The organism is Nocardioides sp., assembly GCF_964228225.1.
Lineage (GTDB): Bacteria > Actinomycetota > Actinomycetes > Propionibacteriales > Nocardioidaceae > Nocardioides.
This window is the reverse complement of record NZ_CAXQZB010000075.1, coordinates 1-24,421: the sequence shown is the minus strand read 5'-3', so window position 1 is coordinate 24,421 and position 24,421 is coordinate 1. Positions and strand designations below refer to the sequence as shown.

Sequence of the window (24,421 nt, the reverse complement as noted above, 5' to 3'; positions counted from 1 at the left end):
GGCGGGGACGGCGGGGGCTGGTGGTGGTGGTGCGGGGTGCCGTCAGGTGGCAGGGGCGGTGCCGGGACCGTTGGCGCCCCGTTGGGCCTCGGCCTGACGCCGCTCGGCGTTGATGAGGTCGGAGAGCCACTGGACCTCACGTTCGGCCGACTCGACGCCGTGGCGCTGGAGCTCCGCGGAGTACCGGTCGACCTCCTTCTCGGTCAGCTGCAGCTGGCGCTGCACCCGCTCGAGTCGTTCCTGGAGGCGGCTGCGACGTCCTTCGAGGACGCGGAGCCGGATCTCCATGTCGGTGCGCCCGAAGAACGCGAACCGGATGTCGAAGTTGTCGTCCTCCCACGCGGCGGGGCCGACCTCGGACATCAGGCGCTCGAACTCCGCGGTGCCGGCCTCGGTGACCCGGTACACGATCCGGGGCCGGCGCGAGACCGGCGAGAGCGGCGGGGCCGTCTCCTCGATGAGGTTGCCGCGCAGCATCTTCTTCAGCGTCGGGTAGAGCGAGCCGTAGGACAGCACGCGCCCCCACCCGAGCATCAGGTTCAGCCGCTTGCGGAGCTCGTAGCCGTGCATGGGTCCCTCGTGCAGCAGTCCGAGGACTGCCAACTCGATCGTCTCCGCACGCCGTGCCACGAGATGCATCGTAGCGATATATCCGCAGAAGATGAACTTCCGATGCGTGTGACCTGATGCATCTCGCGATCGCATCGCGGATGCGGGACCGGCGCCGGACCGGACGCAGGTCACGCCCGCGGTGCTTGGGGTGGGGGCGGTGCGGCTGCGTACCCTGATCCGAGCCCCGCGGCGCGGGGCGCGCCGGCCGCGGCGCTGCACCGATGCGCGGTCGACGACCAGGGACGGCACCGGGTGGGTCCCCCACCCGCGAAGGACGAGGTGGACGTGGACGGCAAGCGGAAGGCGGCGGGCACCCCGGCGACCGGCGGGCGCGGAGCGTCCCGCCCGGCGCAGGGGTCACGAGCGGTCTGGAAGCGGCGGCTGCTCCGCACGGCGAAGTGGGGCGGCATCTCCTCGCTGGTCCTGGCGCTGGTGGGCGTCGCGGGCTTCGTCTTCCTCTACAAGTCCATCGACATCCCGGCCGCCAACGCCGAGTTCCTCACCGAGACCACCTTCGTCTACTACGACGACGGCGAGACCGAGCTGGGCCGCTTCGAGAACCAGTTCCGCGACTCGATCTCCCTCGACGAGATGCCGGACACCCTCAAGGAGGCGGTGGTCGCGGCCGAGAACCGCACCTTCTGGACCGACTCCGGGATCGACCCCAAGGGCATCCTGCGGGCGCTGTTCAACAACGTCGCCGGCGGCTCGCGCCAGGGCGCGTCCACGATCACCCAGCAGTACGTCAAGATCCTCTACCTCTCCCAGGAGCAGTCCTACAAGCGCAAGGTCAAGGAAGCGATCCTGTCGCTGAAGGTGCAGCGGGAGTTCTCCAAGAGCGAGGTGCTCGAGAACTACCTCAACCTCATCTACTTCGGCCGGGGCGCCTACGGCGTGGAGGCCGCGGCCAACGTCTACTTCGACAAGGACGCCGCCGACCTCGACCTGCGCGAGTCGGCGGTGCTGGCGGCGCTGCTCAACGACCCCAACGACCTCGACCCGAGCAACGGCCGCGACGCCCGGATCGCGCTGCGCGGCCGCTACGACTACGTGCTCGACAGCATGGTCGAGACCGGCGACCTCACCGCCTCCGAGGCCGAGCGCGCGAAGAAGCGGCTGCCGGACTTCCCCGAGCAGAAGGCCGAGGACGCCTACGGCGGCCAGCGCGGTCACATGCTCACCCTCGTGCGCAACCAGCTGCTGAAGCTGCCCAACTACGAGACCGGGGAGCTGTTCACCGAGGAGGAGATCAACGGCGGCGGCCTGCGGATCACCACCACGCTGAACCGGAAGATGATGGACAACACCATCGAGGGCGTGAAGGCGATGCGTCCCGAGGGCGTCGGCGACAAGCAGCTGCACGTCGGTGCGGCCACCGTCGAGCCCGGCACCGGTGCGCTCAAGGCGTTCTTCGCCGGTCAGGACTACCTGAAGTCCCAGCTGAACTGGGCGGTGCTCGGCGGTCAGGCGGGCTCGACGTTCAAGCCCTTCGCGGTGGCGGCGGCCCTCAAGGCCGGCTTCTCGATCAAGGACACCTTCGACGGCAACTCCCCCTACGAGACGCCCGACGGCATCGACTTCGAGAACCAGGGCGACACCGACTACGGCAGCCGGGTGAGCCTGATCCAGGCCACCGAGGACTCCATCAACACCGCCTTCATCGACCTCACCCTGGCCATGCCCGACGGGCCGCAGGAGATCATCGACACCGCGGTGGACATGGGCATCCCGCCGGAGAAGGTGGGCCGCAAGGACCCCTTCGGCATCCCCACCGAGACCGGTGGTCTGGAGCCCAACACCGGCGTCGCCCTCGGCTCGCAGACCGTGAGCCCGATCAACATGGCCAACGCCTACGCCACCATCGCCAACGGCGGGATGCGCGCCGATCCCTACGTGGTGGAGAAGGTCACCGACGCCTCCGGCACCGTGCTGTACCAGCACCGGGTGGAGGAGCAGCGGGCGATCAGCGCCGACGTCGCCGCCGACGTCGCCTACGCCATGCAGCAGGTGATCGTGGCCGGGTCGGGCTCGATCAGCGCCCCGCTGGCCGACGGTCGACCCGCCGCGGGCAAGACGGGCACCGCCACCAAGACCGGCGGCGCGGTGTCGTCGTCGTGGTTCGCCGGCTTCACGCCGCAGTACTCCACCGCGGTGATGTACGTGCGCGGCGACGGCAACGGCCAGCTCGACGGCTGGCTCCCGACCTCCTCCGACGGCCGTGAGGGCTACTTCGGCGGCAACTACCCGGCCAAGACCTGGAACGCGATCATGAACGCCGACCACGAGGGCCTGCCGATCCTGCAGTTCCCCGACCCGGTCTACGTCGACGGCGACGCGCCCTCGGAGGGCCACGAGCCCTACACCCCGCCGCCGCCGAAGCCGACCAAGGACAAGGACACCGAGTCCCCCACCGAGGAGCCCACCGACGGCCCGACGGACTCGCCCACGGACTCCCCGACCGACACCCCGACGGACTCGCCCACCGACACACCCACGGACTCCCCGACCGACACCCCGACGACCGAGCCCACCTGCGGTCTGCTGGGGTGCTCCGGCGGCCGCCGCTCCGGCTAGGCCGGGCCAGGGGACAGGGGGCCCCGCGTGCCGCACGTGCATCCCACGCAGCACGACACCGTCGTCCGCGCGCTCAGCGAGGTGGTCGGCGGGCCGGTCGGCACGCGGGCGGGGCGGCGGCGTCGTCGCACCCCCGGGCCGGTGGCGGTGCTGCTGGCGCTGACCGCGCTCACGTGCGTGCTCGGGATGGCCGCGGCCGGCTCGTGCGCGGGCCAGTCCTTCCAGCGCGGGCTGACCCTGCCCGACGGCGCGCCCGACCAGCGCGCCGCCGCGCGGCTGTGCACGAGCCCGATCGCCGACCTCTCCGACGACGCCGGGCGGGGGGAGTCGCTGCGCGCCTGGGAGGCCGCGCCCGGGCGCTGGACCGGGAGCGACCTGCCGCCCGCGGTGGCGGGCTGGGTGGCGGTGACCACCGCGATCACCCACCGGCTCATCGGGGCCCCGCCCGCGGAGCAGCGCTACCTGCGCCCCGCCAGCGAGCTGCTGGCCGATCCGCGGGTGGACACCGAGCGCACGGTCTTCGTGGCCGTCAACGTCGTGGGACTCTCCGCCCTGGCGCTGCTCGCCGTCGGCGCGCTGGCCCGGGTCCGGCGCCGCGTGGGTCCCGCGCGACCGTGGGACGCGGCGTTCCTGGCGCTGTCCCCGCTGCTGGCGCTGACGCTGCTGCAGGGGTGGACCCTGCTCGCGCTCGCCCCGGCGGTCCTGGCGCTGGCCCTCGACGTCACCCGCCGTCCGGTGGCGGCGGGCGCGGTGCTCGGGGTCGCGGTGGCCGCGGGCGGCTGGCCCGTGCTGCTGCTCGCGGCGTGGGCCCTGGCCGGCGTCGCCCGTCCCGCGCTGCTGCGGGCCGGGGCGGCCACCGCGCTGGGCGTCGTCGTCGTGTCGCTGCCGGTGGTCGTGGCGGGGGCCGGGCCGAGCATCGGGCGCTGGCTCACGTCGACCGACACCCCGCCGCTCGGCTCGGTGTGGACGCTGCTCGTGGGCACCGGCCTGCTGGGCCAGGACGCCGTCGCCCCGGCGGCGTGGACCCTGGTGGGCGTCGCGGGCGCCCTGGTGGTGCTGCTGGTGGCCCGCTCGGCGAGCGCTCCGGAACCGGCCCAGGCGATGGCGCTGCTCGTGGGGGTCGTCGTGCTGCTTCAGCCCGACCACGGCGCGGGCGCCGCGCTGTGGCTGGTGCCCTGGCTCGCCCTCGCCGCGCCCCGCTGGCGCGACCACCTGGCCTGGCAGGGCGTCGGTGTCGTCGCGCTCGCGCTGGTCGCCTGGTCGCAGGCCGGCCTGCTCGGCGCGGCCGGCGACGGCGACGCCGACCTGTCGTGGGTCGGCATCCTGCTGCGGGTCGCCGTCACCGTCGGCGTGCTGGGTCTCGTGGCGCGCGACCTGGTTCGGGGCGTCGTGCGGGGCGGGGACCGGGCGGCGTCCTAGGTCCTAGGACACGACGACGTCGTCGAAGCTGGTGGCGGTGTAGCGCACCCGCACCCCGATCCGCTCGCCCACGACCGGCACCCGCGCGCCCGCGGGCACGAACAGCATCGAGACCTGCATGTGGGGCGGTTCGGCGAACAGGCGCTGCTTGCCGTCGATCGTGAACGGGGAGCGGACGAACCCCACGGCGTCCATGCCGCCGCGGGCCAGGGTGGCCGCGCGGGCCTTGAGCGTGGAGTCGCCCGTGGGTGCCTCCAGGCCGATGCCGTGGGCGGTGCCGCCGCTGACCACGAGCAGGTGCCCGGCCTTGGGGGCGGTGCGGCCGCGGTAGCCGAAGGCGTCGCCGCGCTCGACCGGGTGCACGTCGAGCACCGTGGCGCCGACGTCGAGGGCCTCGCGGTCGCCGAGCCACAGCCCGGTGCCGATGCGGGGGCGCAGCACGAAGTCGCCGAACCCGTGGCGCAGCTCCGCGAGCTCGGCGGTGCTGAGGTGGCTCACCCAGACCGTGCGCAGGTCGGGCAGGTCCGCGGCGACGGCGTCGTTGAGCAGCCGGCGCACCTCGCCGACGTGGTTGCCCTGGGCCAGCGGCAGGTGCAGGGCGACGCCCTCGAGCCGCGCCCCGGGGTGGCGGCGCAGCCGGTCGGCGGCCTCCCACAGCTCGCGGGCGGTGAACCCGTGGCGCTGCATGCTGGTGCGCTGCTCGAGCACGAACCGGGCGCGCGGGTCGCGGGCCAGCAGCGCCTCGACGTCCTCGACCCGGCCCAGGGTGTGCACCACGCGGCGGGTGAGCGCGGGATCGAGGTCGGGCACGAAGGGCCGCCACGGCGAGAGCACCACCAGGTCGCCGTCGAAGCGCAGCGCGACCTCGGGCACCTCGTGGTAGGTGCCGACCGCGACGGCGTCGACGCCCAGCCAGCCGGCGCGGCGGGCCAGGCGGGCGTTGCCGAACCCGTAGCCGTTGCCCTTGATGACCGGCACCAGGCCGGGGTGGGTCTCGGCGACGCGGCGCAGGTGGCCCCGCCACCGCTCGCCGTCGACGGTGAGGACCAGGCTCATCGGCGCCGCCGCAGGTAGAGCTCGAAGGCGCGGTAGAGCACCGAGGAGATCGGCAGGTCCCACTCCCCGGCGTACTCCACGGCCTCCCCGCCGGTGCCCACCTTGAACTGGATCAGGCCGGCGTGGGGGTCCGCGGCGTCGAGGGTGTCGGTGATGCCGCGCAGGTCGTAGACCTCCGCCCCGGCGGCCAACGCGTCGCGCATCATCGCCCACTGCACCGCGTTGGAGCCGCGCACGTCGCGCTTGGCGGTGGAGGAGGCGCCGTAGGAGTACCAGGCGTGGGTGCCCACGCGCACCGCGATCGTGGCGGCCACGAGGTCGCCCTCGTGGTGGGCCTGCCACAGCCGCAGCCGGTCGGGGTCCTCCCCGCACAGCGCGCGCACCATCGTGCGGAAGTAGGGCAGCGGGCGGGGGGTGAACCGATCGCGCTCGGCGGTGTGCACGTAGAGGGCGTGGAAGGCCGCCACGGTGTCGTCGTCGGGCACGCCGGTGGAGGCCGTGACGACGACGCCCTCCTTCTCGGCGCGCTTGATGTTGCGCCGCCACAGCTGGTTCATGCCGCGCAGCACCTCGTCCTCGGTGCGGGCCCGGGTCGCCCCGGAGTCCGGGTCGGTCGTGGTGAGCGGCACCTGGAACACGTGGCGCGGCTGGCCGGCGGCGAACCCGCCGTCCTCCCCCTGCGGCCGCCAGCCGAGCTCGCGCAGCTGGCTCACGACGCGCGCACCCGCCGGGTGGCGGTGGGTGGGCGGCACGTCGTCGAGGCGACGCACCTGCGGATCGGCGAGGCCGGCCTTGAGGGCGGCGGCGTCCCAGCGCCGGGTCGTGACCGGTGGCCCGATGCGCACGCCGAACGCGCCGGCGGAGCGCAGGTGGGCCACCATCGGGGTCAGCCAGGCCGCGAGGTCGTCGTCCCAGTCGATGACCGGACCCTCGGGCAGGTAGGCGAGGTAGCGCCGGACCCGGGGCAGCTGGCGGTACAGCACCAGCGCCGCGCCCACCGGGGGAGCATCGGGTGCGTCGTCGTCGAACCACCCCAGGGACTCCGCCCGCCACTCCGCCTTGACCTGCGCCCACGCGGGGGTCTGCAGGAAGGAGGCGGAGGAGCGGCTGCGCAGGTACGCGAGGTGCTCGGCGGCGGTGACGGGTCGGACCTTCAGCAGCCGGGGCACCCCGCGAGGCTACCGAACCCCGCGCCGCGCTCAGCCCAGCCGGGCGCGCAGCCAGGCGAAGTCGGCGGTGTGCTCCTCGGCACCGCCCGGCGTCTCGCACACCACCGGAGCGGCGGCGTCGCGGATGACGGCGGCGAGCAGGTCGGGGTCGATCCGACCGGCGCCGAAGTTGGCGTGGCGGTCGGCGCCGGAGTCGAAGTCGTCGCGCGAGTCGTTGGCGTGCACGAGGTCGATGCGCCCGGTGATCGCCCGCACGTCGTCGACGACGGTCTCCAGCGCGTTGCCGCCGGCGTGGGCGTGGCAGGTGTCGAGGCAGAAGCCGACCATGTCGGCGCCCGCCGCCCCGGCCACGGCGTCCCACACCCGCGCGATGCGGTCGAGGTGACGGGTCATGGCGTTGTCGCCGCCGGCGGTGTTCTCGATGAGCAGCGGCAGGGTGAGGTCGGTGGCCTCGATCGCCTTGCGCCAGTTGTCGTACCCCTTCTCGGGGTCGTCGGCCTTGTTGACGTGGCCGCCGTGCACGATCAGGCCCTTCGCGCCGATCTCGGTGGCGGCCGTGACGTGCTGCTGCAGCAGCTTGCGGCTCGGGATCCGGATCCGGTTGTTCGTGGTGGCGACGTTGACGATGTAGGGCGCGTGGACGTAGAGGTCCACCCCGGCCTCCTGGGCCGCGGCGCGCAGGGCCGCCGCGCCGCCGGGATAGCGGATCTCGGGGCCCTGGTAGGACTGCGGGTCGCCGAGGAAGAACTGCACCAGCGGCGCCTGCCGGGCGATCGCCTCCGCGACCGGGTCCTCCTGGGCGACGTGGGCGCCGAGGCGCAGCGGGCTCGTGCCGGGGGTCTCCACCATGGTCAGCGAGCCTAGAGCGGGGCACCGACACCCGCGGGTGGGGCCTCTCGGAGACGGTGGTGCGGGCGCCTCGCGCGATTGGGAGCGCACCGCCGGCCGCTGCTACCTTGTCCTGTCCCCCAGCACCGACCCACCGACGGGGCCCGCACGCGCGGGCGCGGTGCCGGGACGAGCATCAGCCCTCCTGCCACGGAGAGACCGTGGCCGCCGAGTCCACAGGAGGTGGAAACACGCTGTGCGTGCTTACGAAGTCATGATCATCCTCGACCCCAACCTCGAGGAGCGTTCGATCGAGCAGCAGCTGGGCAAGTACCTCGACGTCGTCAAGAAGGACGGCGGCAGCATCGACAAGGTCGATGTCTGGGGTCGTCGTCGCCTGGCCTACGAGATCAAGAAGAACGCCGAGGGCATCTACGCCGTCGTCAACCTGCAGGCCGAGCCGGCCACCGTCAAGGAGTTCGACCGCCAGCTCACGCTGAACGAGTCGATCCTGCGCACGAAGGTGCTGCGCGCCGACGCTCGCTGATCCGAGGATCGCTCGTGTCCGGAGCCGCTGGAACCCTCCGGCCGGGTCACGGCGCGAGCATCATCGGGGCGAGTCTGTGGACCAGCCCTTGGGAGTTGTCGGTCCCCGGGTCCAGCATGGGCACCGAGCATCCCGACTCCCGGCACGATTCATGAACCTGTAGGAGACCTGACATGGCAGGCGAGACCGTCATCACCGTCGTCGGCAACCTCGTCGACGACCCGGAGCTGCGCTTCACCCCCTCGGGGGCGGCCGTGGCCAACTTCCGGATCGCGTCGACGCCGCGCACCTTCGACCGTCAGTCCAACGAGTGGAAGGACGGCGACGCGCTGTACCTGTCCTGCTCGGTCTGGCGGCAGGCCGCGGAGAACGTCGCCGAGTCCTTGCAGAAGGGCATGCGCGTGGTCGTGCAGGGGCGCTTGAAGCAGCGCCAGTACGAGACGCGCGAGGGTGAGAAGCGCACGGTCGTCGAGCTCGAGGTCGAAGAGGTCGGTCCCTCGCTGAAGTACGCCACCGCCAAGGTCGCGCGCGCCAACCGCTCCGGCGGCGGGGGCGGCGGCTACGGCGGCGGGCAGCCCAGCGGCGGCGGCTACGGCGGCGGCGCCCCGGCGCCCGCCGACGACCCGTGGGCCAGCCCGGCCCCGGCGGCCTCCTCGCCCCAGGGCGACCCGTGGGGGGCCCCGGCGGGCTCCGACGAGCCCCCGTTCTGATCCCCCACTCCTCCCAGGTCTGAGTCCCGCGCGGTGGCCACCGGCCATCGCACACCGACCACCACCACCATCCCGGCCACGAGACGCCGGGCTCTTAAGGAAAGAGCACCACGATGGCGAAAGCACCGATCCGCAAGCCGAAGAAGAAGCAGAACCCCCTCAAGGCGGCGGGCGTCACCGAGATCGACTACAAGGACACCGCGCTGCTGCGCAAGTTCATCTCCGACCGCGGCAAGATCCGCGCGCGTCGGGTGACCGGCGTGTCCGTGCAGGAGCAGCGCAAGATCGCCCTGGCGATCAAGACCGCGCGCGAGGTCGCCCTGCTGCCCTACACCTCCACCGGTCGCTGAGAGAGGGGACGGACGATATGAAGCTCATCCTCACCCAGGAGGTCGACGGTCTCGGCTCCGCCGGCGACGTCGTCGAGGTCAAGGACGGCTACGGCCGCAACTACCTCGTGCCCCGTGGCGTCGCGGTCCGCTGGACCCGCGGCGGCCAGAAGCAGGTCGAGTCCATCAAGGCGGCGCGCGCCAAGAAGTCGGTGCGCGACCTGTCCCACGCCGAGGAGATCAAGACCAAGCTCGAGGCCACCGCCGTGGACGTCAAGGTCCGCGCCGGCGCCAACGGCCGTCTGTTCGGCACCGTCACCGTCGCCGACCTCGCCGCCGCCATCGAGGGCGTCGTGGGCGAGTCGGTCGACAAGCGCACGCTGGTCGTCAACCAGCCCATCAAGTCGCTCGGCGCCCACACCATCGGCGTCAAGCTGCACGACGAGGTCGCGGCCACCGTCGCCCTCAACGTGATCCCGGCCTGACCCCGGCCGGGTAGCACCACGGCCCGCCGTCCTCCTCGAGGACGGCGGGCCGTGTCGCGTTCCGGGGGCGCCCCCCGGGGCCGCCGTCAGTGCAGGAGGACGGCGTCGAGCAGGGCGGGGCGCTTGGCGGAGGCCGTGCGCACCCGGAAGGTGATGACGCCGGTGAACTCGCGGTTGAAGTAGCGCTGGTAGACCACGCCGATCACCGAGGTCGAGTCGCTGACCTGGTCCAGGGCCAGGAACGGCTGGCGGGGTCCCGTGCGCATCTCCAGCACGCCGAAGCCCTTGCCCGACGGCGCGATCACGCGCATCTCCTTGACCTTGCTGGCCTTGACGTTGAAGGTCGCGCCCTTGCGGGTGCTGACCATGAGGTCGCCGGCGAAGAACGCGGGGTTGCTGATCATCGACCAGCCGCCCTTGCCCGAGCCGCTGCGCAGGTTGCGCGGCACCGAGAACTGCAGCCGGGGACGGTTCGACTCGTTGCCGGCGGCGTCGACCGCCTGGGCGTCGAGGGTCAGGTCGCCCGGCGGGAGCGGCCCGATCGGGTTCTGCCCGTCCTGGCAGGGGAACGCCACGCCGTTGAGGCGGCAGGTCAGGGTCGCGGCGTCGGGGGAGTTGACGGTCGGGGTGAGGGTGTTGGTGAGGACCATCGGGAAGTCGGGGCTCTGCTGGTCGAACAACGGCACCCCGAGCAGGGCGAGCCCGACGCCGGGCGGCACGCTGTCGAGCTCGAAGGTCAGCGACTCCGGTGTCTGGTCGACGTCGGGCAGGTCGGCGCTGGCACCGGTGGAGCCGAAGAGCCCGGCGTTGGGCGCCTGGGTGGCGTCCTGGGGCCGGTCGTTCTGGTCGAAGGCGCGCACGCGGAAGGTGTACGGCGTGCCCGCGGTCTGCTCCAGGTCGCGGGCCTCGAACGGGCTCACGCACCCGGTCCACGTGTCCGGCGCGGTCCCGCGGTAGAGCTGGCACTCGTAGCCGATCCCATCGGTGTCGGCGTCGGTGTGGGCGCCGGAGAAGGTGATCGAGATCGAGGTGGTGCGGATGAACCCGGCGGCGTTGGGCACCGGCGTCATCGCCCCCAGCGTGGTGGTGGGCGCCACCTCGTCGTCGCAGCGGGTCTGGGCGCCGAGGATGCCGCCGGCGCTGACGGGGTCCTCGGTGAGGCACTCGGGGGAGGCGAGCGCCGGGGCGGGTGTCGTGAGCGGCACCAGCGCGGCTGCCACCAGGGCCAGACCGCTGAGGACGGCGCTCGCGCGCGGGCCGGGTCGGCCGACACGACGACGGGTCGGGGCGTGGGACATGGGCGAACTCCGGTTCGGGGAAGGGGGTCCGGACGCCCTAGGTTACGAGTCCGCGCGCCCTGATGGGCGCGCTTCGTCGAACCCGGCGGCCCAGCCGCGTGTCGCGAAGGTCAGCAGCAGCGCCACCAGCACCAGCGGCACCAGCGCGATCAGGGTGTCGGCGACCGGCCCGAGGGCCTCGACGTCGCCGCCGAAGACGAGGACCGGGAGCAGGATCAGCACGCCGTAGGCCCCGGCCGCGAGGCGCCACCAGGTGAGGGCGGCCTGGTCGCCGACGACGCGGGCGCGCCCGGCCAGGTCCTGGCACAGCAGCAGGATCGCCCCCAGCTGCGGCAGGTTGGCGGTCCAGCGCAGCGCCTCCTCGCCCGCGGCGACGGCCTCGAGGACCGCCGGCACCCACAGCGCGGCGTCCACCACGCCGGCGAGGGCGATCAGCGCGAGCAGGGGGCGCAGCAGCGGCGTCGGTGCCAGCCGCGAGGCCCCGACGCCGATCACGACCCAGCCCAGCGGGTCGGGCAGCAGGTCCCAGCCGCCGGCGGTGGGGGCCTCGAGGGCCAGGAGGAGCACCCCGATCGCCACCAGGTGCAGCGGCTGGAGGGGGGCACGGGTCACGGCCGCAGCCTACGGCGTGGTCCGCCGGTGGCGGCGGGACCCGGCCGGGCCCGGGTCAGGTCAGGGCGAGGCTGTCGAGGAGGTCCTGGGCCAGGGCCGAGGTGGCGGCGGCGTCGCCGAGCGAGACCGTGATCACCGCGACCTGACCGTCGAGGCCGATGACGATGGCCTCGCCGTGCACGGTGATCGACCCGGCCTGGAGGGTGTAGGTGGTCGCGAAACCGTCGCCGGCCGCGGTGCTGACGTCGCGGCTGTCGATGTCGGTGGCACCGATGGCCTCGTACTGGCCCTCGATCGCGCGCAGGTCCAGCGGCTGGTCCTCCACGAGCAGGACGTTGAGGTTCCCGCGGAAGCCGCCGTCGGCCGGGGCGGTCGCGTAGAAGACGACGTTGCTGGCCACCAGCTGCTGCAGCTGCTCGGGGGTGGCGCCCAGCCGACCGGCGACGTCGTCGCTCACACCCGCCTGGTCCAGCTGCTCCTGCAGCGCCGCGGCGTCCAGCCCGGTCCAGTCGGCCGGGAGCGCGAAGGACAGCCCGGCGCGCGGCACCTCGTAGGTGGTGACGTCGCCCTCCGCCGGGGCGGGCGCGGCGGTCTGGTCGTCGGCGGTCGGGTCCGGTGACGCCGGGGTGGGCTCGTCGGTCGGTCCGGTGCTGGGTGCGGTGCTCGGCGAGGTGTCGGTGATCGTGGTCGTCACGTCGCCCTTCCCGCTCGAGGCGCCGGAGCAGGCGGCGAGCGTGGTGAGGGCGAGGACGGACGCGACGGCTGCGAGGCCCCGAGACAACGTGGTCACCCGCCCCACCCTACGGCGGACGCCGGCCGGTGGTCAGCGCAGGGCGAGGCTGGTGCGGATGACCTCGGCGACCCGGTCGGTCTCGGCGCGGGAGCCCGTGGTGACGGTGATGACCGAGAGACGGTCCCCGGTGTCGATGACCATCGCGAGCAGGTCCGCCTGGACCCCCTGGGCGTCGAGCCGGTAGGCGACGGCGAACGAGTCGCCGACGTCGGTGGGGAAGTCGGTCTCGCGAACGTCGGTCCCGCCGAACGACTCCACCTGGTCGATCAGGACGGCGCGGGGTGGGAGGGCCTCGGAGGAGGTGAGCACGTTCAGGCTGGAGCCCCCCGGCCCGACGGCGAAGAGGACGACCTCGTCCAGGATCGCGTCTTGCTGGGAGGAGGAGATCCCGCCCCGCTCAGCGAGTTCGTCATCGATCTCGCTTCCGGCCAACGCGTCAGCCAGCTCCTCGTTGTCGCGGCGCTCCCAGCCCTCCGGCAGCCGGAAGGACAGGTCGGTGCCGTCGATCCTGAGCCGGCCGCCGTCGTACTTGGCCGCGGTGCCGAGGCTCGCGCAGCCGGTGAGCCCGAGGGTCCCGACCAGGGCCAGCAGGAGTGCCGTCACCATCGGCAGGCGGTGACCGCGTGCGCGGGGCCCGGGGAGAGGGGACATGGGCGGAGGCTACGGTGAGCCGGGTGCTCCGCGGGCGGTCTCGGGACCCAGCCGCATCCAGCGCCCGGCGCGAGCCCGGGGCAGCAGGGTGGCGAGCCGGCCGCCCACGAAGGTCACGCTGTGGGCCACCCAGACCGCGACCAGACCGCCCCCGGCCGCCGCCGTGAGCAGCACGGTGGGCACGCCGAGCAGGGCGACGCCGAGCGCCGCCGACGCCAGGTACGCGCCGTCGCCGGCGCCGATCAGCACCCCGTCGAGGACGAAGACCAGTCCGGCGGCGGGTTGGGCGATCGCGGCGACCGCGAGCACCGGCACCAGCGCGGCCCGGACGGCATCGTCGGGGGTGAGCAGTGCGATGAGCGGGGGTCCGAGCGCGAGGAGCAGCAGACCCGTGACGACACCACTGGCCCAGCCCCACGTGCGCAGGCGACGGGTGAGGGCCCGGACCTCGGCGGCGTCGCCGGCCCCGAGGGCCTGCCCGACCAGCGCCTGGGCCGCGATGGCGACGGCGTCGAGGGCGTAGACCGTGACGCCCCACAGCGTCATCGCGAGGTGGTGGGCGGCGAGGTCGGTGTCGACGTCGCCGGATCCGGCGCCGACCGCCACGGTGGTGGCCACCAGCACCCCGCGCAGCGCGGCGGTGCGCACCAGCAGCGCCGCCCCGGCGCGTCCGCGGGCTGCGAGCGCGCGCCGGCGGGGTCGCCAGCCCGACACCGTGCCCCGCCGGGTGATCGCGAGGATCAGGGCGGCGGCCGCGAGGTACTGGGTGAGCACCGTGCCGAGCGCCGATCCCACCAGGCCGAGGCCGTCGCGGGGGCCGGGTGGGCCGTGCACGAGGCCGATGTTCAGGGCCGCGTTGACGGCCACGGCCGCCAGCGCGACCCGCAGCGGGGTGCGGGTGTCCTGCAGGCCGCGCAGCACGCCGGTGGCGGCCAGGAGCACGAGCAGGGCGGGCACGCCGAGCGCGGAGACCCGGAGGTAGCCGGCGGCGTGGTCGGCCACGACGACGTCGTCGGTGAGGAGGGCGACCAGTGGATCGGCGAGCAGCAGTCCCAGGACGCCGAGCACGCCGCCGACCACCGCGGCGAGCCCGATCCCGTCCAGGCCGAGGCGCACGGCGACGCGGGTGTCGCCGGCCCCGGCCTGTCGCGCGACGGCGGCGGTGGTGTCGTAGGCCAGGAAAACGCACAGTCCTGCCGCGGTCTGCAGGACCAGGCCCGCGACGCCGAGGCCGGCCAGCTCGGGGGTGCCGAGCCGGGCGACCACCCCGGCGTCCACGAGCAGCAGCAGCGGCTCGGTGAGCAGGGTGACCAGGGCGGGCGCGGCCAGTCGCACGATGGCGGCGTCCCGGATGTGCACCGGCCCCAACCTAGGGCAGGAGCGCGCCTGGACCGGATCGTGATCCGGGCGGTGGAAAACCTTGACAAACCTGTGGATACAGGACGGGGGGTCCCCATTGTCGACAAACCGACCGGCGGATGGACGGTGAACAACGGGGAAAGCAAAAGTTCTGGCAGGAGTTCGTCCTCCACACGGCGGATCGACTGTTCGTGCAGGTCAGCGCGGTGAGCGCCGAGGTTGGCCGAAGGTTGTCCACAGCCGTGTCCCCAGGGTGTGCACATCGCCACGCCGTTCATCCACGGGTACTCCCAGGTTGTCCACAGGGGCCTGGGGACAAGGTGCTTTCCTCCCGTCGCGCCGACCCGTAGCGTCGCGCGGACGCCGAGGTCCCGGGCGGTCCTCGCCGGTCCCGGGCGGCCCCGATCCGGCCCCGATCCGGCCGGACTGTCGGCGCCTCCACCTAGCCTCGGCACCACCCCACCAGCAGCCCCGCAGCACCCACCCCCCATCGCGCCTGGAGTCGCCCCCGTGAGCCTCGCCGAGTCCGACCTCACCCCGCCCGAGCCGCCCTTCGAGCCGCCGTTCGACTCCTGGGACGACGGCGGCGCCGGACCGTCCCCGGCGTTCGCCGACGAGATGGCGCGCAGCGGCGGCGGGCGCACCCCGCCGCAGGACATGGCGGCGGAGCAGTCGGTGCTCGGCGCGATGCTGATCTCCAAGGACGCCATCGCCGAGTCGGCCGAGGTCGTGCGCGGCGTCGACTTCTACCGGCCCAGCCACGAGGTCATCTTCGACGTCTGCATCGACCTGTTCGGTCGCGGCGAGCCGGTGGACATGATCACCGTGGCCGCCGAGCTTCAGCGTCGCGGCGAGCTGCAGAAGATCGGCGGGGCGCCCTACCTCCACACCCTCGCCTCGAGCGTCCCGATCGCGGCGAACGCCGAGTTCTACGCCCGGATCGTGCACGAGAAGGCGATCCTGCGCCGCCTGGTCGACGCCGGCACGCGCATCGCCCAGTTCGGCTACGCCGGCGAGGGCGAGATCGACGACATCGTCGACCGCGCCCAGGCCGAGATCTACCAGATCACCGACAAGCGGGCCACCGAGGACTACGTCCCCCTGATCGACATCATGGACGGCGTCCTGGATGAGATCGAGGCGATCGGCAACCGCGAGGCCGGTCTGTACGGCGTCCCGACGGGCTTCGCCGATCTCGACGACCTCACCAACGGCCTGCACTCGGGCCAGATGATCATCGTCGCCGCCCGTCCCGCGATGGGGAAGTCCACGCTCGCGCTGGACTTCTGCCGCGCGGCCTCGATCGCCAACAACCTCACCAGCGCCTTCTTCAGCCTGGAGATGACGCGCTCGGAGATCAGCATGCGTCTGCTCTCGGCCGAGGCGAAGGTCCCGCTCAACCACATCCGCAACGGCAAGATGAGCCAGGACGACTGGGACAAGCTGGCCCGCCACATGGGCCGGGTCTCGGGTGCGCCGATGTTCATCGACGACAGCCCCAACATGACGATGATGGAGATCCGCGCGAAGGCCCGGCGCCTCAAGCAGCGCCACGACCTGCGGCTGATGGTCATCGACTACCTCCAGCTGATGACGTCGGGCAAGAAGGTCGAGTCCCGCCAGCTGGAGGTCTCGGAGTTCTCCCGCCAGATCAAGCTGCTGGCCAAGGAGCTGGAGATCCCGATCATCGCCCTCTCCCAGCTCAACCGTGGCCCCGAGCAGCGCGGCGACAAGCGCCCGATGATGAGCGACCTGCGTGAGTCCGGCTCGATCGAGCAGGACGCCGACATGGTGATCCTGCTCCACCGCGACGACGTCTACGAGAAGGAGTCGACCCGCCCCGGCGAGGCCGACCTCATCGTGGCCAAGCACCGCAACGGCGCCACCCGCGACATCATCGTGGCCTTCCAGGGCCACTACTCACGGTTCGTGGACATGGCCCAGGGCTGAGTCGTCCGATGGCGCTCGCGCGCACGACTCAGGTGCTGATCGATGAGTCGAAGGCGAAGAGCTACCTGATGGTGACCGCAGCAGCATCGCCCTCCCTGTGGGCCGGTCTCCGAGCCGACCTCTCGTCGATGGTGATGCCTGGACAGCGCAGCCTCCACATGAAGTCGGAGAGCGAGGGGCGCCGGATCCAGATCGCCGATCGGATCCTCAGCGCGGTGGCGGACAGTCTCGTCGTGGATGTCATCGACGCGGGGAGGATCGGCACTGAACGGACACGGCGCGCACGCTGCCTCGAAACCGTGGTGGATCTTGCGTTCAGATCAGGTGGGGCTCACCTGATCATCGATCGAGACCTCGGCCTCCAGCAGTTCGATCGACAGCAGCTCATCGAGGCCGTTCGCGGGCGTGCGACGGACGGGACGGTGACTTACGAGCATCGTTCCCGTCACGAGGATCCGGGTCTGGCCGTTCCAGACGCGATCGCGTGGGCATGGGCTCGCAACGACCAGTGACGTCGTCGGTTCAAGCCGTCGCTCCGCGCGTTTCACCGCCCGGGGATCAAGTGAGCGGCGGAAAAATCGCGAAGCCCGAGCGCCGCGGTCGTCCGGCCGGGTCTCGGGCTCACTTCCCCGGCCTCAACGGCCAGGACCTTCTTAGTATCTGCCGGGGAGACGGCCGGATCAAGTTGCTCGCGCTCGTGCAGGCACCGGCTGCGGTGACGGCGACCGTGGTCTGTTCGGTGTGGGGCCGGGCTGTCACCGGCCGGGGCTAGGGTCGAGTCCATGGTCGCCACGCGTCATCTCGGAAGGTCCGGTCTGGTCGTCTCGGTGGTGGGGCTGGGGTGCAACAACCTCGGCCGTCCCGGCACGGCCACGGAGAGCCAGGAGGGCACCGACGCCGTCGTCGATGCGGCGATCGAGGCCGGCATCACGCTCTTCGACGTCGCCGACGTCTACGGCGGCCACCCGGGGCTCTCGGAGGAGCGGCTGGGGGTGGCGCTGCGGGGCCGGCGCGACGAGGTGGTCGTGGCCACGAAGTTCGGCATGGACGTGCGCGGGGCGAACGGTCCCGACTTCGGGGCCCGTGGCTCGCGGCGCTACCTCGTGCAGGCGGTGGAGGCGTCGCTGCGGCGGCTCGGCACCGACTACCTCGACCTCTACCAGTTCCACACCCCCGACCCCACGACCCCGATCGAGGAGACCCTCGCCGCGCTCGACGACGTCGTGCGGGCGGGCAAGGTGCGCTACGTCGGGCACTCCAACCTCGCCGGGTGGCAGATCGCCCACGCCGAGTTCGTGGGCCGCGAGCTCGGCACCCGGTTCATCTCGGCGCAGAACCACTACAACCTGATCGACCGTCGCGCCGAGCTGGAGGTCGCCCCCGCGTGCGAGGCCTACGGGCTGGGCCTGCTGCCCTACTTCCCGCTGGCCAACGGCCTGCTCACCGGCAAGTACCGCGGCGGTGCGCCCGCGGGCAGCCGGCTCACCCAGGTGCGCCAGCACCTGGTCGAGACCGCGCAGGGCGAGCAGCTCACCCGCTTCCACGACTTCGCCCGGGCGCGCGGGCTCACCGAGCTCGAGGTCGCGATCTCGTGGCTGGCCACCCGTCCCAGCGTGGGCAGTGTCATCGCCGGTGCCACCACCCCCGAGCAGGTCCGCGCCAACGCCGCCGCGGCGTCGTGGCAGCCCGGTCCTGAGGACCTCGCCGAACTGGATGAGATCTTCCCGACCGCCGAGCGGGTCGCCCTGTTCTGAGCCGAGCACGCCGCGTCCCGCTGCCCGACCGGGCCGGCGGCGTGGCCGGGCCAGGACCGGTCATGACGTCCCCCGCGGACGGCCGGCGGTCCCCCCGGATCCACCGGCGGTCCGCGAGCGGGGTGAGCCTCAGAAGGGCGGGCCGAAGCCGCAGCTGATCGGGGTGCGGGGGTCCAGGCCGTTCAGGATCATGCTCGTCACGCCGGAGTCGACGGCGATGCCGATGTGGCCCACCGGGTCGAAGGCGCAGCGGTCCTGGATGTAGTAGTTCGTAACCCCGGGCTCGCGCACGAAGGACGTGGACGTGGGCGTCACGACGGCGTCGTAGCGGGTGCCGATGATCGTGTAGGTCACGCCCGGCTGGGCGATCGGTCCGTCGGTGAGCGCGGCCACCGCCGGACCGCCCCGCACGAGGTCGGTGCAGGCGTAGCAGGTGGCGCCGTCGGTGAAGGCGGCCACGAGCGGCTGACCGCCGACGAGCTGGCCGAGGGTCACCAGGCCGGCGAACGTGGTGCCGTGGGTGGGCGGGGCCAGCGCCACGACGCGGCCGACCTTGCCGGCGTAGCCGGTGACCTTCGGGACGTAGAGGGAGAGGAACGCGCCCTCGGAGTGCCCGACGAGGTCCACCTTCGCGGCACCGGTCTGCGTGAGCACCCGATCGATGAACGCGCCGATCTCGCGGCCGGAGTCGGCGACGGGCGCGAACCCGCCGCCGCCCCACCAGCGCGTGGTGGGGGTCTGGCCGTAGGTCAGCGAGAACGCGCAGTAGCCGGCCCGGGCCAGCGCCGGCCCGTGCAGGGTCCAGTTCTGGTCGTTGGAGCTGAGCCCGTGCAGCAGCACCACCGGACGCGGGTGCTCGGCGCTGGGGCGGCAGGACCAGTCGTTGTAGCCCGACGACGGCGCGGCCGGCGCGGCCGGCGCGGGGGCGGCCCCGAGCAGCGTCACGAGCGGGGCGACGGCGACCGCGAGGAGCAGGGCCGCGCGGGTGCGGAGCCGGGCCGGCCGGGGGGTGCTGCGGATCATCGGTCCTCCTCGTCGAGCGGATGTTACGGACCGTAAGTTACGGGCTGTTAGCCTGTCAACGTGTCCGAGCCGCTCCCGGCGACCACGCGTCGTCGACTCTCCGGGGCGGCACGCGCCGAGCAGCTGCTGGACACCGCCGAGGCGCTGTTCGCCGTGCGGGGCTACGCCGAGACCTCGATCGAGGACATCGCCCGCGCCGCCGGCATCACGCGCCCGATCGTCTACCAGCGCCTGGGCAACAAGGAGGCCGCCTACCTCGCCGTCGTCGAGCGGGTGCGCCGCGACCTCGAGGACCGGGTCGTCGTGGCCGCCGCGGCCCGCACCGACCCGCGCGCGCAGCTGGCGGCCGGCGTCGACGCCTTCCTGGCCTACCTCGAGGACCAGCCGCAGCGCTGGACCCTGCTCTACGGCTCCTCCACGATCACCGTGGGCGAGCTCGGCGAGCGCCTCACCGACGCCCGTTTCGCCACCGTCGCGATGATCCGCTCCCTGCTGGCCGCCCACGCCGAGGACGGCCCGGCGATCGAGGCGTTCGCGCACCTGGTGTCGGGGGCGGTGGAGCAGCTCGGCCGCTGGTGGCGTCGTCATCCCGAGGTGCCGCGGGCGGTGCTCGTCGAGCACGCCCTGGACCTGCTGTGGTCCGGACTCGCGCCCCACGTCCGCGCGGCCGTCCCGGTCGAATCCGGTGGTCGGGACGCCGACGGGCGAGGCACGCTGGGCCCGTGAGCCTGACGACGCCGACCCTGCGCACCCCGCGACTGCGGCTGCGCCCGGTGGCCGCGCACGACGCCGACGCCCTGTGGCGGCTGCACTCCGACCCCGAGGTCGTGCGGTACTGGGACTCCCCGGCCTGGGAGGACCCGTCGCGGGCCGACGCCTTCCTCGCCCGCAATGCCGCGCTGGCCGCCGAGGACGGCGGGGTGCGCACCGTGATCGTCGACGACGCCGGGTTCGTGGGCTGGGTGACCGTCTGCGACTGGAGTCCGCCCCACCGCTCGGCCCGGTTGGGCTACTGCCTGGCCCCGCGCTCCTGGGGGCGGGGCTACGCCACGGAGGCCGCCCGTGCACTGCTGGCGTGGGGCTTCGCCACCCTCGACCTCCACCGGGTCCAGGCCGAGGTCGACACCCGCCACCCCGCCTCCGCCCGGGTGCTGGAGAAGCTGGGGTTCCGGCTCGAGGGCACGCTGCGCGAGGACTGCGTGGTCGACGGCGTCGTGTCCGACTCCTGGGTCTTCGGTCTGCTGCGCCCGGAGTTCGCGGGCCCCGCCGACCATTCGTCAGGTACCTGACGAATTGTCACCCGGCCCGACCGAGGGCGGCGGCGACTATCGTCGGGCCCGTGGTGCAGGACCGGGCCGGAGGCGGGGTGTCGCTGGGGGCGCTGGTGCGCCGGCATCCGCGGCTGGTCGACGTCGCGGTGGCGCTGCTCAGCGTGCCGGCGGTGCTGGCACCCGGCGCGCGGGACGGCGACGTCGGCGGGCCGGGGCTGGTGGCCGCCCTCGACGGGCCCGCCCTGGCGATGGCGCTCGCGGCCGGGGCGCTGCTCGTGCTGCGGCGCGACGTGCCGTGGCTGGTGCTCGCCGGCACCGCGCTGCTCGCCGTCGGCAGCCTGCTGCGGGTGCCGGACGGCGCCCAGGCGACGCTGCCCTCGCTGGTCGCGCTCTACACCGTGGCCACCACGGCCCGCACGCGCGTCGTGGTCGGCGCCGCGCTGGGCCTCTCGGTCGCGATCGTGCTCGCCCTGCTCGCGGCGGGCCTGCCGATCGCACAGGCGCTGCAGCGCAGCGTCGTGCCCTGGACGGTGCTCGCCGCCGTCCTCGGGCTGACCCTGCAGGCCCACCGCCGCGCCGTCGAGGTGGCGGGGGAGCGTGCCCGTCAGGCCGAGCTGACCCGCGAGGAGGAGGCACAGCGGCGGGTGGCGGAGGAGCGGCTGCGCATCGCCCGTGACCTCCATGACGTGGTGGCCCACCAGATCGCGGTGGTCAACGTGCAGGCGGGGCTGGCCCGCCACCTGCTCGACGGGGGTAGCGACGAGGACACCGTGGCGGCCGCCCGCGAGGCGCTGGCGCACGTGCGGGACGCCACCGGTCAGGTCATGCGCGAGCTCCCGGCCTTCCTCGGCGTGCTGCGCGCCGAGTCCGACGCGGTGGATCCCACCCCCACCGCCGCACGGCTGGAGGAGCTGGTGGAGTCGGTGCGCCGCGGCGGCGTGGAGGTGCGGCTGCGGGTCGGGGGCACGCCCGACCGGCTCGACCAGGGCGCCGGCGTCGCGGCCTACCGGGTGCTCCAGGAGGCGCTCACCAACGTCGCCAAGCACGGTGCCGGTGCGGCCGAGGTGAGCGTCGACCACGGCCCCGAGGCGACGGTGATCGAGGTCGTCAACAGCCTGGGACCCGCCGCCGCGGTCGCCCCGGGGACCGGCGGGGGCCACGGCCTCACCGGCATGCGTGAGCGGGTCGCGGCCCACGGCGGCACGATGCGCGCCGGGGCCGGGCCCGACCGGCGCTGGCGGGTGCACGTCGAGATCCCGGTGCGCCCATGACCAGCCCCGTGCGCGTCGTCGTCGCCGACGACCAGGCGCTGATCCGCACCGGCTTCACCGCCCTCATCGCGACGACGTCGGACCTCACCGTGGTGGGCGAGGCGGCCGACGGGCGGGCGGCGCTGGCGCTGGCCCGCGCCCACCGGCCCGAGGTGGTCGTGATGGACATCCGCATGCCGGGGCTGGACGGCCTCGCCGCCACCCGCGAGATCACCGCCGACCCCGCGCTGGGCGGGGTCCGGGTGCTGGTGCTCACCACCTTCGAGACCGACGAGTACGTCGCCGAGGCGATCCGCGCGGGCGCCAGCGGGTTCCTCGGCAAGGACATCGAGCCGGCGCGGTTCCTCGACGCCATCCGCACGGTCGCGGCCGGCGACTCCCTGCTCTCGCCCACGGCCACCCGGGCGCTCATCCAGCGCTACCTCGCCTCGCCCGACGCGCGTCTGGAGGGCGCGTTCACCCCGCGCGACGTGGCCGAGTCCGAGCTCACCCCGCGCGAGCTCGAGGTCGTCGGCCTGGTGGCCCTGGGGCTGGACAACGCCGCCATCGCCGAGCGGCTCGTGGTCTCCCCGCTCACCGCCAAGACCCACGTGACCCGGGCGATGGGCAAGCTCGGCGCCCGCGACCGGGCCCAGCTGGTGGTGTGGGCCTACCGCTCCGGCCTCGTCGTCCCCGACTGACCTCCCACCGACCCCGCCCCCGCGCACCACTCCGGGAGCAGGCGGTGCGCGGGCCCGCGTACTGCGGGGGGAGTACGCCGGGTGTCACCCGGCGGACGACGTGCGCGGGCGCGGCGCGCAGCACGCTGGAGGCATCCATCCACCACCTCCGCAGGAGATCCCATGATCGAGGTCCAGGGACTCACGAAGCGCTACGGCGACCACCTCGCCCTCGACGACGTGAGCTTCACCGTCCAGCCCGGCCGGGTCACCGGCTTCCTCGGCCCCAACGGCGCCGGCAAGTCCACCACCATGCGTCTCATCGTCGGTCTCGACCGCCCCACGGCCGGCACCGCGGCCGTCGGCGGGGTGCCCTACCGCGCGCACCTGCGGCCGATGCGCACCCTCGGGGTGCTGCTCGACGCCAAGGCCGCCGACCCCGGCCGCAGCGCCCGCGACCACCTCCGGGTGCTCGCCGCCGCCGGCGGCCTGCCCCGACGTCGAGTCGAGGAGACCCTCGAGCTCGTCGGGCTCGCCGACGTCGCCGGCCAGCGGCTGGGCTCCTTCTCCCTCGGCATGGGTCAGCGGCTCGGCATCGCCGTCGCGCTGCTCGGCGACCCCGCCACCGTCATGCTCGACGAGCCGGTCAACGGCCTCGACGTCGACGGCATCCAGTGGATCCGCCGGCTCCTCACCGACCTGGCCGCCGAGGGGCGCACGGTGCTGCTGTCCAGCCACCTCATGAGCGAGCTCGAGATGGTGGCCGACCACCTCGTGGTGATCGGCGGCGGTCGGATCCTCGCCGACACCCCCATGGCCGACTTCCTCGCCGGCGCCTCCCGCCGGCGGGTGCTCGTGCACAGCCCCGACGCCGGCCGGCTTGCCGCGCTGCTGGCCCGCGACGACGTCGTCGTGGAGTCCGCGGCCGCCGGGCAGCTCGACGTCGTCGGACTCGACGCCCCGACGATCGGACGCACGGCCGCCGCCCACGGCATCGAGCTGCACCAGCTGACCCCGCGCGACGCCTCCCTGGAGGAGGCCTACCTCGCCCTCACCCACGACGCCGTCCGCTACGCCGGCGGCGGCCTGACCTCCAGCCCGACCCCCAGCCAGACCTCCGGGAGCGCCGCATGAGCACCAGCACCGCATCCAGCACCGCCACCACGGGCACCGTCCCCGGTGCCGCCCGTCCCCACCCGGCGACCGACGGCGAGCGCGCCCCCGGCTTCCGTGCCGTCCTGGTCTCGGAGTGGCTGAAGTTCGCCACCCTGCGCTCCTCCTGGATCACCTTGGGGTCCGCGACCGCGGTGATGGTGCTCATCGGGGTCATCGCGGCTGCCGCCGTGGGCGGCGACACCCAGGCTCCGGGCGGGCCCACCTTCGACGCCTCCGACCCGATGGGCACCGTGTTGACCGGCGCCAACTTCGCCGTGCTGATCCTCGGGGTCCTCGGTGCACTCTCGGGATCCCGGGAGTACGGCTCCCGGATGATCGCCACCAGCTTCATCGCCACCCCGCGCCGCGGTCGGGTGATCGTGGCCAAGGCCCTGGTTCTCGTCGCCGTCGTCGTGCCTGCCGGGCTGGTCGGCAGCGTCGGGGCGTTCCTGGCCGGCAACGCCGTGCTCGACGCCGCGGGCGAACCGTCCCTGGGCCTCGGCGACGCCGGCGTGGTCGGCGATCTGGTGGGCATGGCCGGCTGGTTCACCGCCGTCACCCTGATCGGCCTGGGTCTGGGACTGCTGCTGCGCAGCGTCGCCGCAAGCGTCGGCACCTTGATCGGCGGCGTCCTGATCGCCCCGCCGATCGTCGGGGCGTTGCTGCCCGACGGCGCCGACCGGGCGCTTCAGGTGCTGCCCAGCAACGCCGCGGCCGCCCTCACCGTCGTACAGGCGACTGGCGATGTGACGATCGGCGCCGCGACGGGGGCCGCGATCCTCGTGGGTTGGGTCGCGCTGGTCCTCGGCACGGCGGCCCGGGCGGTCCTGGTTCGCGACGTGTGAGCCCCACCCGGGGTGACCCCGCGCCCGGGGGGGGGGGGGGGGGGGGGGGGG

The 24,421-nt window shown here is 73.6% G+C and carries 25 protein-coding genes; 15 read left to right on the top strand and 10 right to left on the bottom strand.

What is annotated here, in order from left to right; all coding sequences use genetic code 11:
- Positions 1-42: 42 nt before the first annotated feature.
- Complete coding sequence (locus ACERUJ_RS17340) at positions 43-630, bottom strand: PadR family transcriptional regulator (protein ID WP_370250124.1); 588 nt, start codon at positions 628-630, stop codon at positions 43-45.
- A 267-nt stretch (positions 631-897) separates the two neighbouring features.
- On the opposite strand from ACERUJ_RS17340, the gene ACERUJ_RS17335 reads away from it, so the two are divergent.
- Together ACERUJ_RS17335 and ACERUJ_RS17330 are read left to right on the top strand one after the other, a co-directional pair.
- A complete protein-coding gene (locus tag ACERUJ_RS17335) occupies positions 898-3,186 on the top strand; it encodes a transglycosylase domain-containing protein (RefSeq protein WP_370250123.1) in 2,289 nt (762 codons plus the stop codon).
- Between the two features lie 27 nt (positions 3,187-3,213).
- Positions 3,214-4,605, top strand: coding sequence for a hypothetical protein (locus ACERUJ_RS17330; RefSeq protein WP_370250122.1), 1,392 nt, complete (start codon positions 3,214-3,216; stop codon positions 4,603-4,605).
- A 3-nt stretch (positions 4,606-4,608) separates the two neighbouring features.
- Here ACERUJ_RS17330 and ACERUJ_RS17325 read toward each other — a convergent pair whose 3' ends face one another.
- The 3 genes from ACERUJ_RS17325 to ACERUJ_RS17315 are packed head-to-tail and all read right to left on the bottom strand — an operon-like array spanning position 4,609 to position 7,679.
- Positions 4,609-5,661 (bottom strand): alanine racemase, encoded by a 1,053-nt coding sequence (locus ACERUJ_RS17325; RefSeq protein ID WP_370250121.1) that lies wholly within the window; start codon positions 5,659-5,661, stop codon positions 4,609-4,611.
- A complete protein-coding gene (locus ACERUJ_RS17320) occupies positions 5,658-6,830 on the bottom strand; it encodes a lipid II:glycine glycyltransferase FemX (protein WP_370250120.1) in 1,173 nt (390 codons plus the stop codon). The genes ACERUJ_RS17325 and ACERUJ_RS17320 overlap by 4 nt, the downstream gene beginning before the upstream one ends.
- Positions 6,831-6,860: 30 nt before the next feature.
- Positions 6,861-7,679, bottom strand: coding sequence for a deoxyribonuclease IV (locus ACERUJ_RS17315; protein WP_370250119.1), 819 nt, complete (start codon positions 7,677-7,679; stop codon positions 6,861-6,863).
- A 235-nt stretch (positions 7,680-7,914) separates the two neighbouring features.
- On the opposite strand from ACERUJ_RS17315, the gene rpsF reads away from it, so the two are divergent.
- The 4 genes from rpsF to rplI all read left to right on the top strand — a co-directional run bounded on the left by rpsF (position 7,915) and on the right by rplI (position 9,729).
- Positions 7,915-8,205 carry a 30S ribosomal protein S6 gene (rpsF, locus tag ACERUJ_RS17310; RefSeq protein ID WP_370250118.1) on the top strand — a complete coding sequence of 97 codons (291 nt, stop codon included), beginning with the start codon at positions 7,915-7,917 and terminating at the stop codon, positions 8,203-8,205.
- 173 nt (positions 8,206-8,378) lie between these two features.
- On the top strand, positions 8,379-8,915 hold the full coding sequence (locus tag ACERUJ_RS17305; RefSeq protein WP_370250117.1) for a single-stranded DNA-binding protein: 537 nt from the start codon (positions 8,379-8,381) through the stop codon (positions 8,913-8,915).
- Positions 8,916-9,028: 113 nt separating this feature from the next.
- Positions 9,029-9,265, top strand: a complete 237-nt coding sequence (gene rpsR / locus ACERUJ_RS17300; RefSeq protein ID WP_370250116.1) for a 30S ribosomal protein S18 — start codon at positions 9,029-9,031, stop codon at positions 9,263-9,265.
- Between the two features lie 17 nt (positions 9,266-9,282).
- Positions 9,283-9,729: a 50S ribosomal protein L9 gene (gene rplI / locus ACERUJ_RS17295; protein WP_370250115.1), complete on the top strand. Its 447-nt coding sequence runs from the start codon at positions 9,283-9,285 to the stop codon at positions 9,727-9,729.
- 86 nt (positions 9,730-9,815) lie between these two features.
- Here the strand turns inward: rplI and ACERUJ_RS17290 are convergent, their stop codons facing one another.
- The 5 genes from ACERUJ_RS17290 to ACERUJ_RS17270 are packed head-to-tail and all read right to left on the bottom strand — an operon-like array spanning position 9,816 to position 14,442.
- The gene (locus ACERUJ_RS17290) at positions 9,816-11,027 is read right to left on the bottom strand and encodes a hypothetical protein (RefSeq protein ID WP_370250114.1); all 1,212 of its coding nucleotides are present in this window, start codon (positions 11,025-11,027) and stop codon (positions 9,816-9,818) included.
- Between the two features lie 42 nt (positions 11,028-11,069).
- Entirely contained in the window at positions 11,070-11,639 is a 570-nt protein-coding gene (locus ACERUJ_RS17285) for a hypothetical protein (RefSeq protein WP_370250112.1), read from the bottom strand.
- A gap of 55 nt (positions 11,640-11,694) precedes the next feature.
- Positions 11,695-12,429, bottom strand: coding sequence for a hypothetical protein (locus ACERUJ_RS17280; RefSeq protein WP_370250111.1), 735 nt, complete (start codon positions 12,427-12,429; stop codon positions 11,695-11,697).
- Between the two features lie 33 nt (positions 12,430-12,462).
- Positions 12,463-13,083: a hypothetical protein gene (locus ACERUJ_RS17275; RefSeq protein WP_370250110.1), complete on the bottom strand. Its 621-nt coding sequence runs from the start codon at positions 13,081-13,083 to the stop codon at positions 12,463-12,465.
- Positions 13,084-13,092: 9 nt separating this feature from the next.
- Positions 13,093-14,442 (bottom strand): MATE family efflux transporter, encoded by a 1,350-nt coding sequence (locus ACERUJ_RS17270; RefSeq protein ID WP_370250109.1) that lies wholly within the window; start codon positions 14,440-14,442, stop codon positions 13,093-13,095.
- A 618-nt stretch (positions 14,443-15,060) separates the two neighbouring features.
- Between ACERUJ_RS17270 and dnaB the strand changes: the two genes are divergently transcribed.
- From dnaB to ACERUJ_RS17255, 3 genes are all read left to right on the top strand, one after another.
- The gene (gene dnaB, locus ACERUJ_RS17265; RefSeq protein ID WP_370250140.1) at positions 15,061-16,392 is read left to right on the top strand and encodes a replicative DNA helicase; all 1,332 of its coding nucleotides are present in this window, start codon (positions 15,061-15,063) and stop codon (positions 16,390-16,392) included.
- Positions 16,393-16,400: 8 nt separating this feature from the next.
- Complete coding sequence (locus ACERUJ_RS17260; RefSeq protein ID WP_370250108.1) at positions 16,401-16,904, top strand: hypothetical protein; 504 nt, start codon at positions 16,401-16,403, stop codon at positions 16,902-16,904.
- A 270-nt stretch (positions 16,905-17,174) separates the two neighbouring features.
- Positions 17,175-18,146 carry an aldo/keto reductase gene (locus tag ACERUJ_RS17255; RefSeq protein ID WP_370250107.1) on the top strand — a complete coding sequence of 324 codons (972 nt, stop codon included), beginning with the start codon at positions 17,175-17,177 and terminating at the stop codon, positions 18,144-18,146.
- 129 nt (positions 18,147-18,275) lie between these two features.
- Here ACERUJ_RS17255 and ACERUJ_RS17250 read toward each other — a convergent pair whose 3' ends face one another.
- On the bottom strand, positions 18,276-19,169 hold the full coding sequence (locus ACERUJ_RS17250; RefSeq protein ID WP_370250106.1) for an esterase/lipase family protein: 894 nt from the start codon (positions 19,167-19,169) through the stop codon (positions 18,276-18,278).
- 60 nt (positions 19,170-19,229) lie between these two features.
- Between ACERUJ_RS17250 and ACERUJ_RS17245 the strand changes: the two genes are divergently transcribed.
- The 6 genes from ACERUJ_RS17245 to ACERUJ_RS17220 all read left to right on the top strand — a co-directional run bounded on the left by ACERUJ_RS17245 (position 19,230) and on the right by ACERUJ_RS17220 (position 24,370).
- Entirely contained in the window at positions 19,230-19,895 is a 666-nt protein-coding gene (locus ACERUJ_RS17245) for a TetR/AcrR family transcriptional regulator (protein WP_370250105.1), read from the top strand.
- Entirely contained in the window at positions 19,892-20,458 is a 567-nt protein-coding gene (locus tag ACERUJ_RS17240; protein WP_370250104.1) for a GNAT family N-acetyltransferase, read from the top strand. The genes ACERUJ_RS17245 and ACERUJ_RS17240 overlap by 4 nt, the downstream gene beginning before the upstream one ends.
- A gap of 50 nt (positions 20,459-20,508) precedes the next feature.
- A complete protein-coding gene (locus tag ACERUJ_RS17235; protein WP_370250102.1) occupies positions 20,509-21,711 on the top strand; it encodes a sensor histidine kinase in 1,203 nt (400 codons plus the stop codon).
- Positions 21,708-22,391 (top strand): response regulator, encoded by a 684-nt coding sequence (locus ACERUJ_RS17230; protein WP_370250101.1) that lies wholly within the window; start codon positions 21,708-21,710, stop codon positions 22,389-22,391. Before ACERUJ_RS17235 ends, ACERUJ_RS17230 begins: the two co-directional genes overlap by 4 nt.
- A gap of 162 nt (positions 22,392-22,553) precedes the next feature.
- Positions 22,554-23,504 carry an ABC transporter ATP-binding protein gene (locus ACERUJ_RS17225; RefSeq protein WP_370250100.1) on the top strand — a complete coding sequence of 317 codons (951 nt, stop codon included), beginning with the start codon at positions 22,554-22,556 and terminating at the stop codon, positions 23,502-23,504.
- Positions 23,501-24,370 carry a hypothetical protein gene (locus tag ACERUJ_RS17220; RefSeq protein ID WP_370250099.1) on the top strand — a complete coding sequence of 290 codons (870 nt, stop codon included), beginning with the start codon at positions 23,501-23,503 and terminating at the stop codon, positions 24,368-24,370. Before ACERUJ_RS17225 ends, ACERUJ_RS17220 begins: the two co-directional genes overlap by 4 nt.
- Positions 24,371-24,421: the final 51 nt, after the last annotated feature.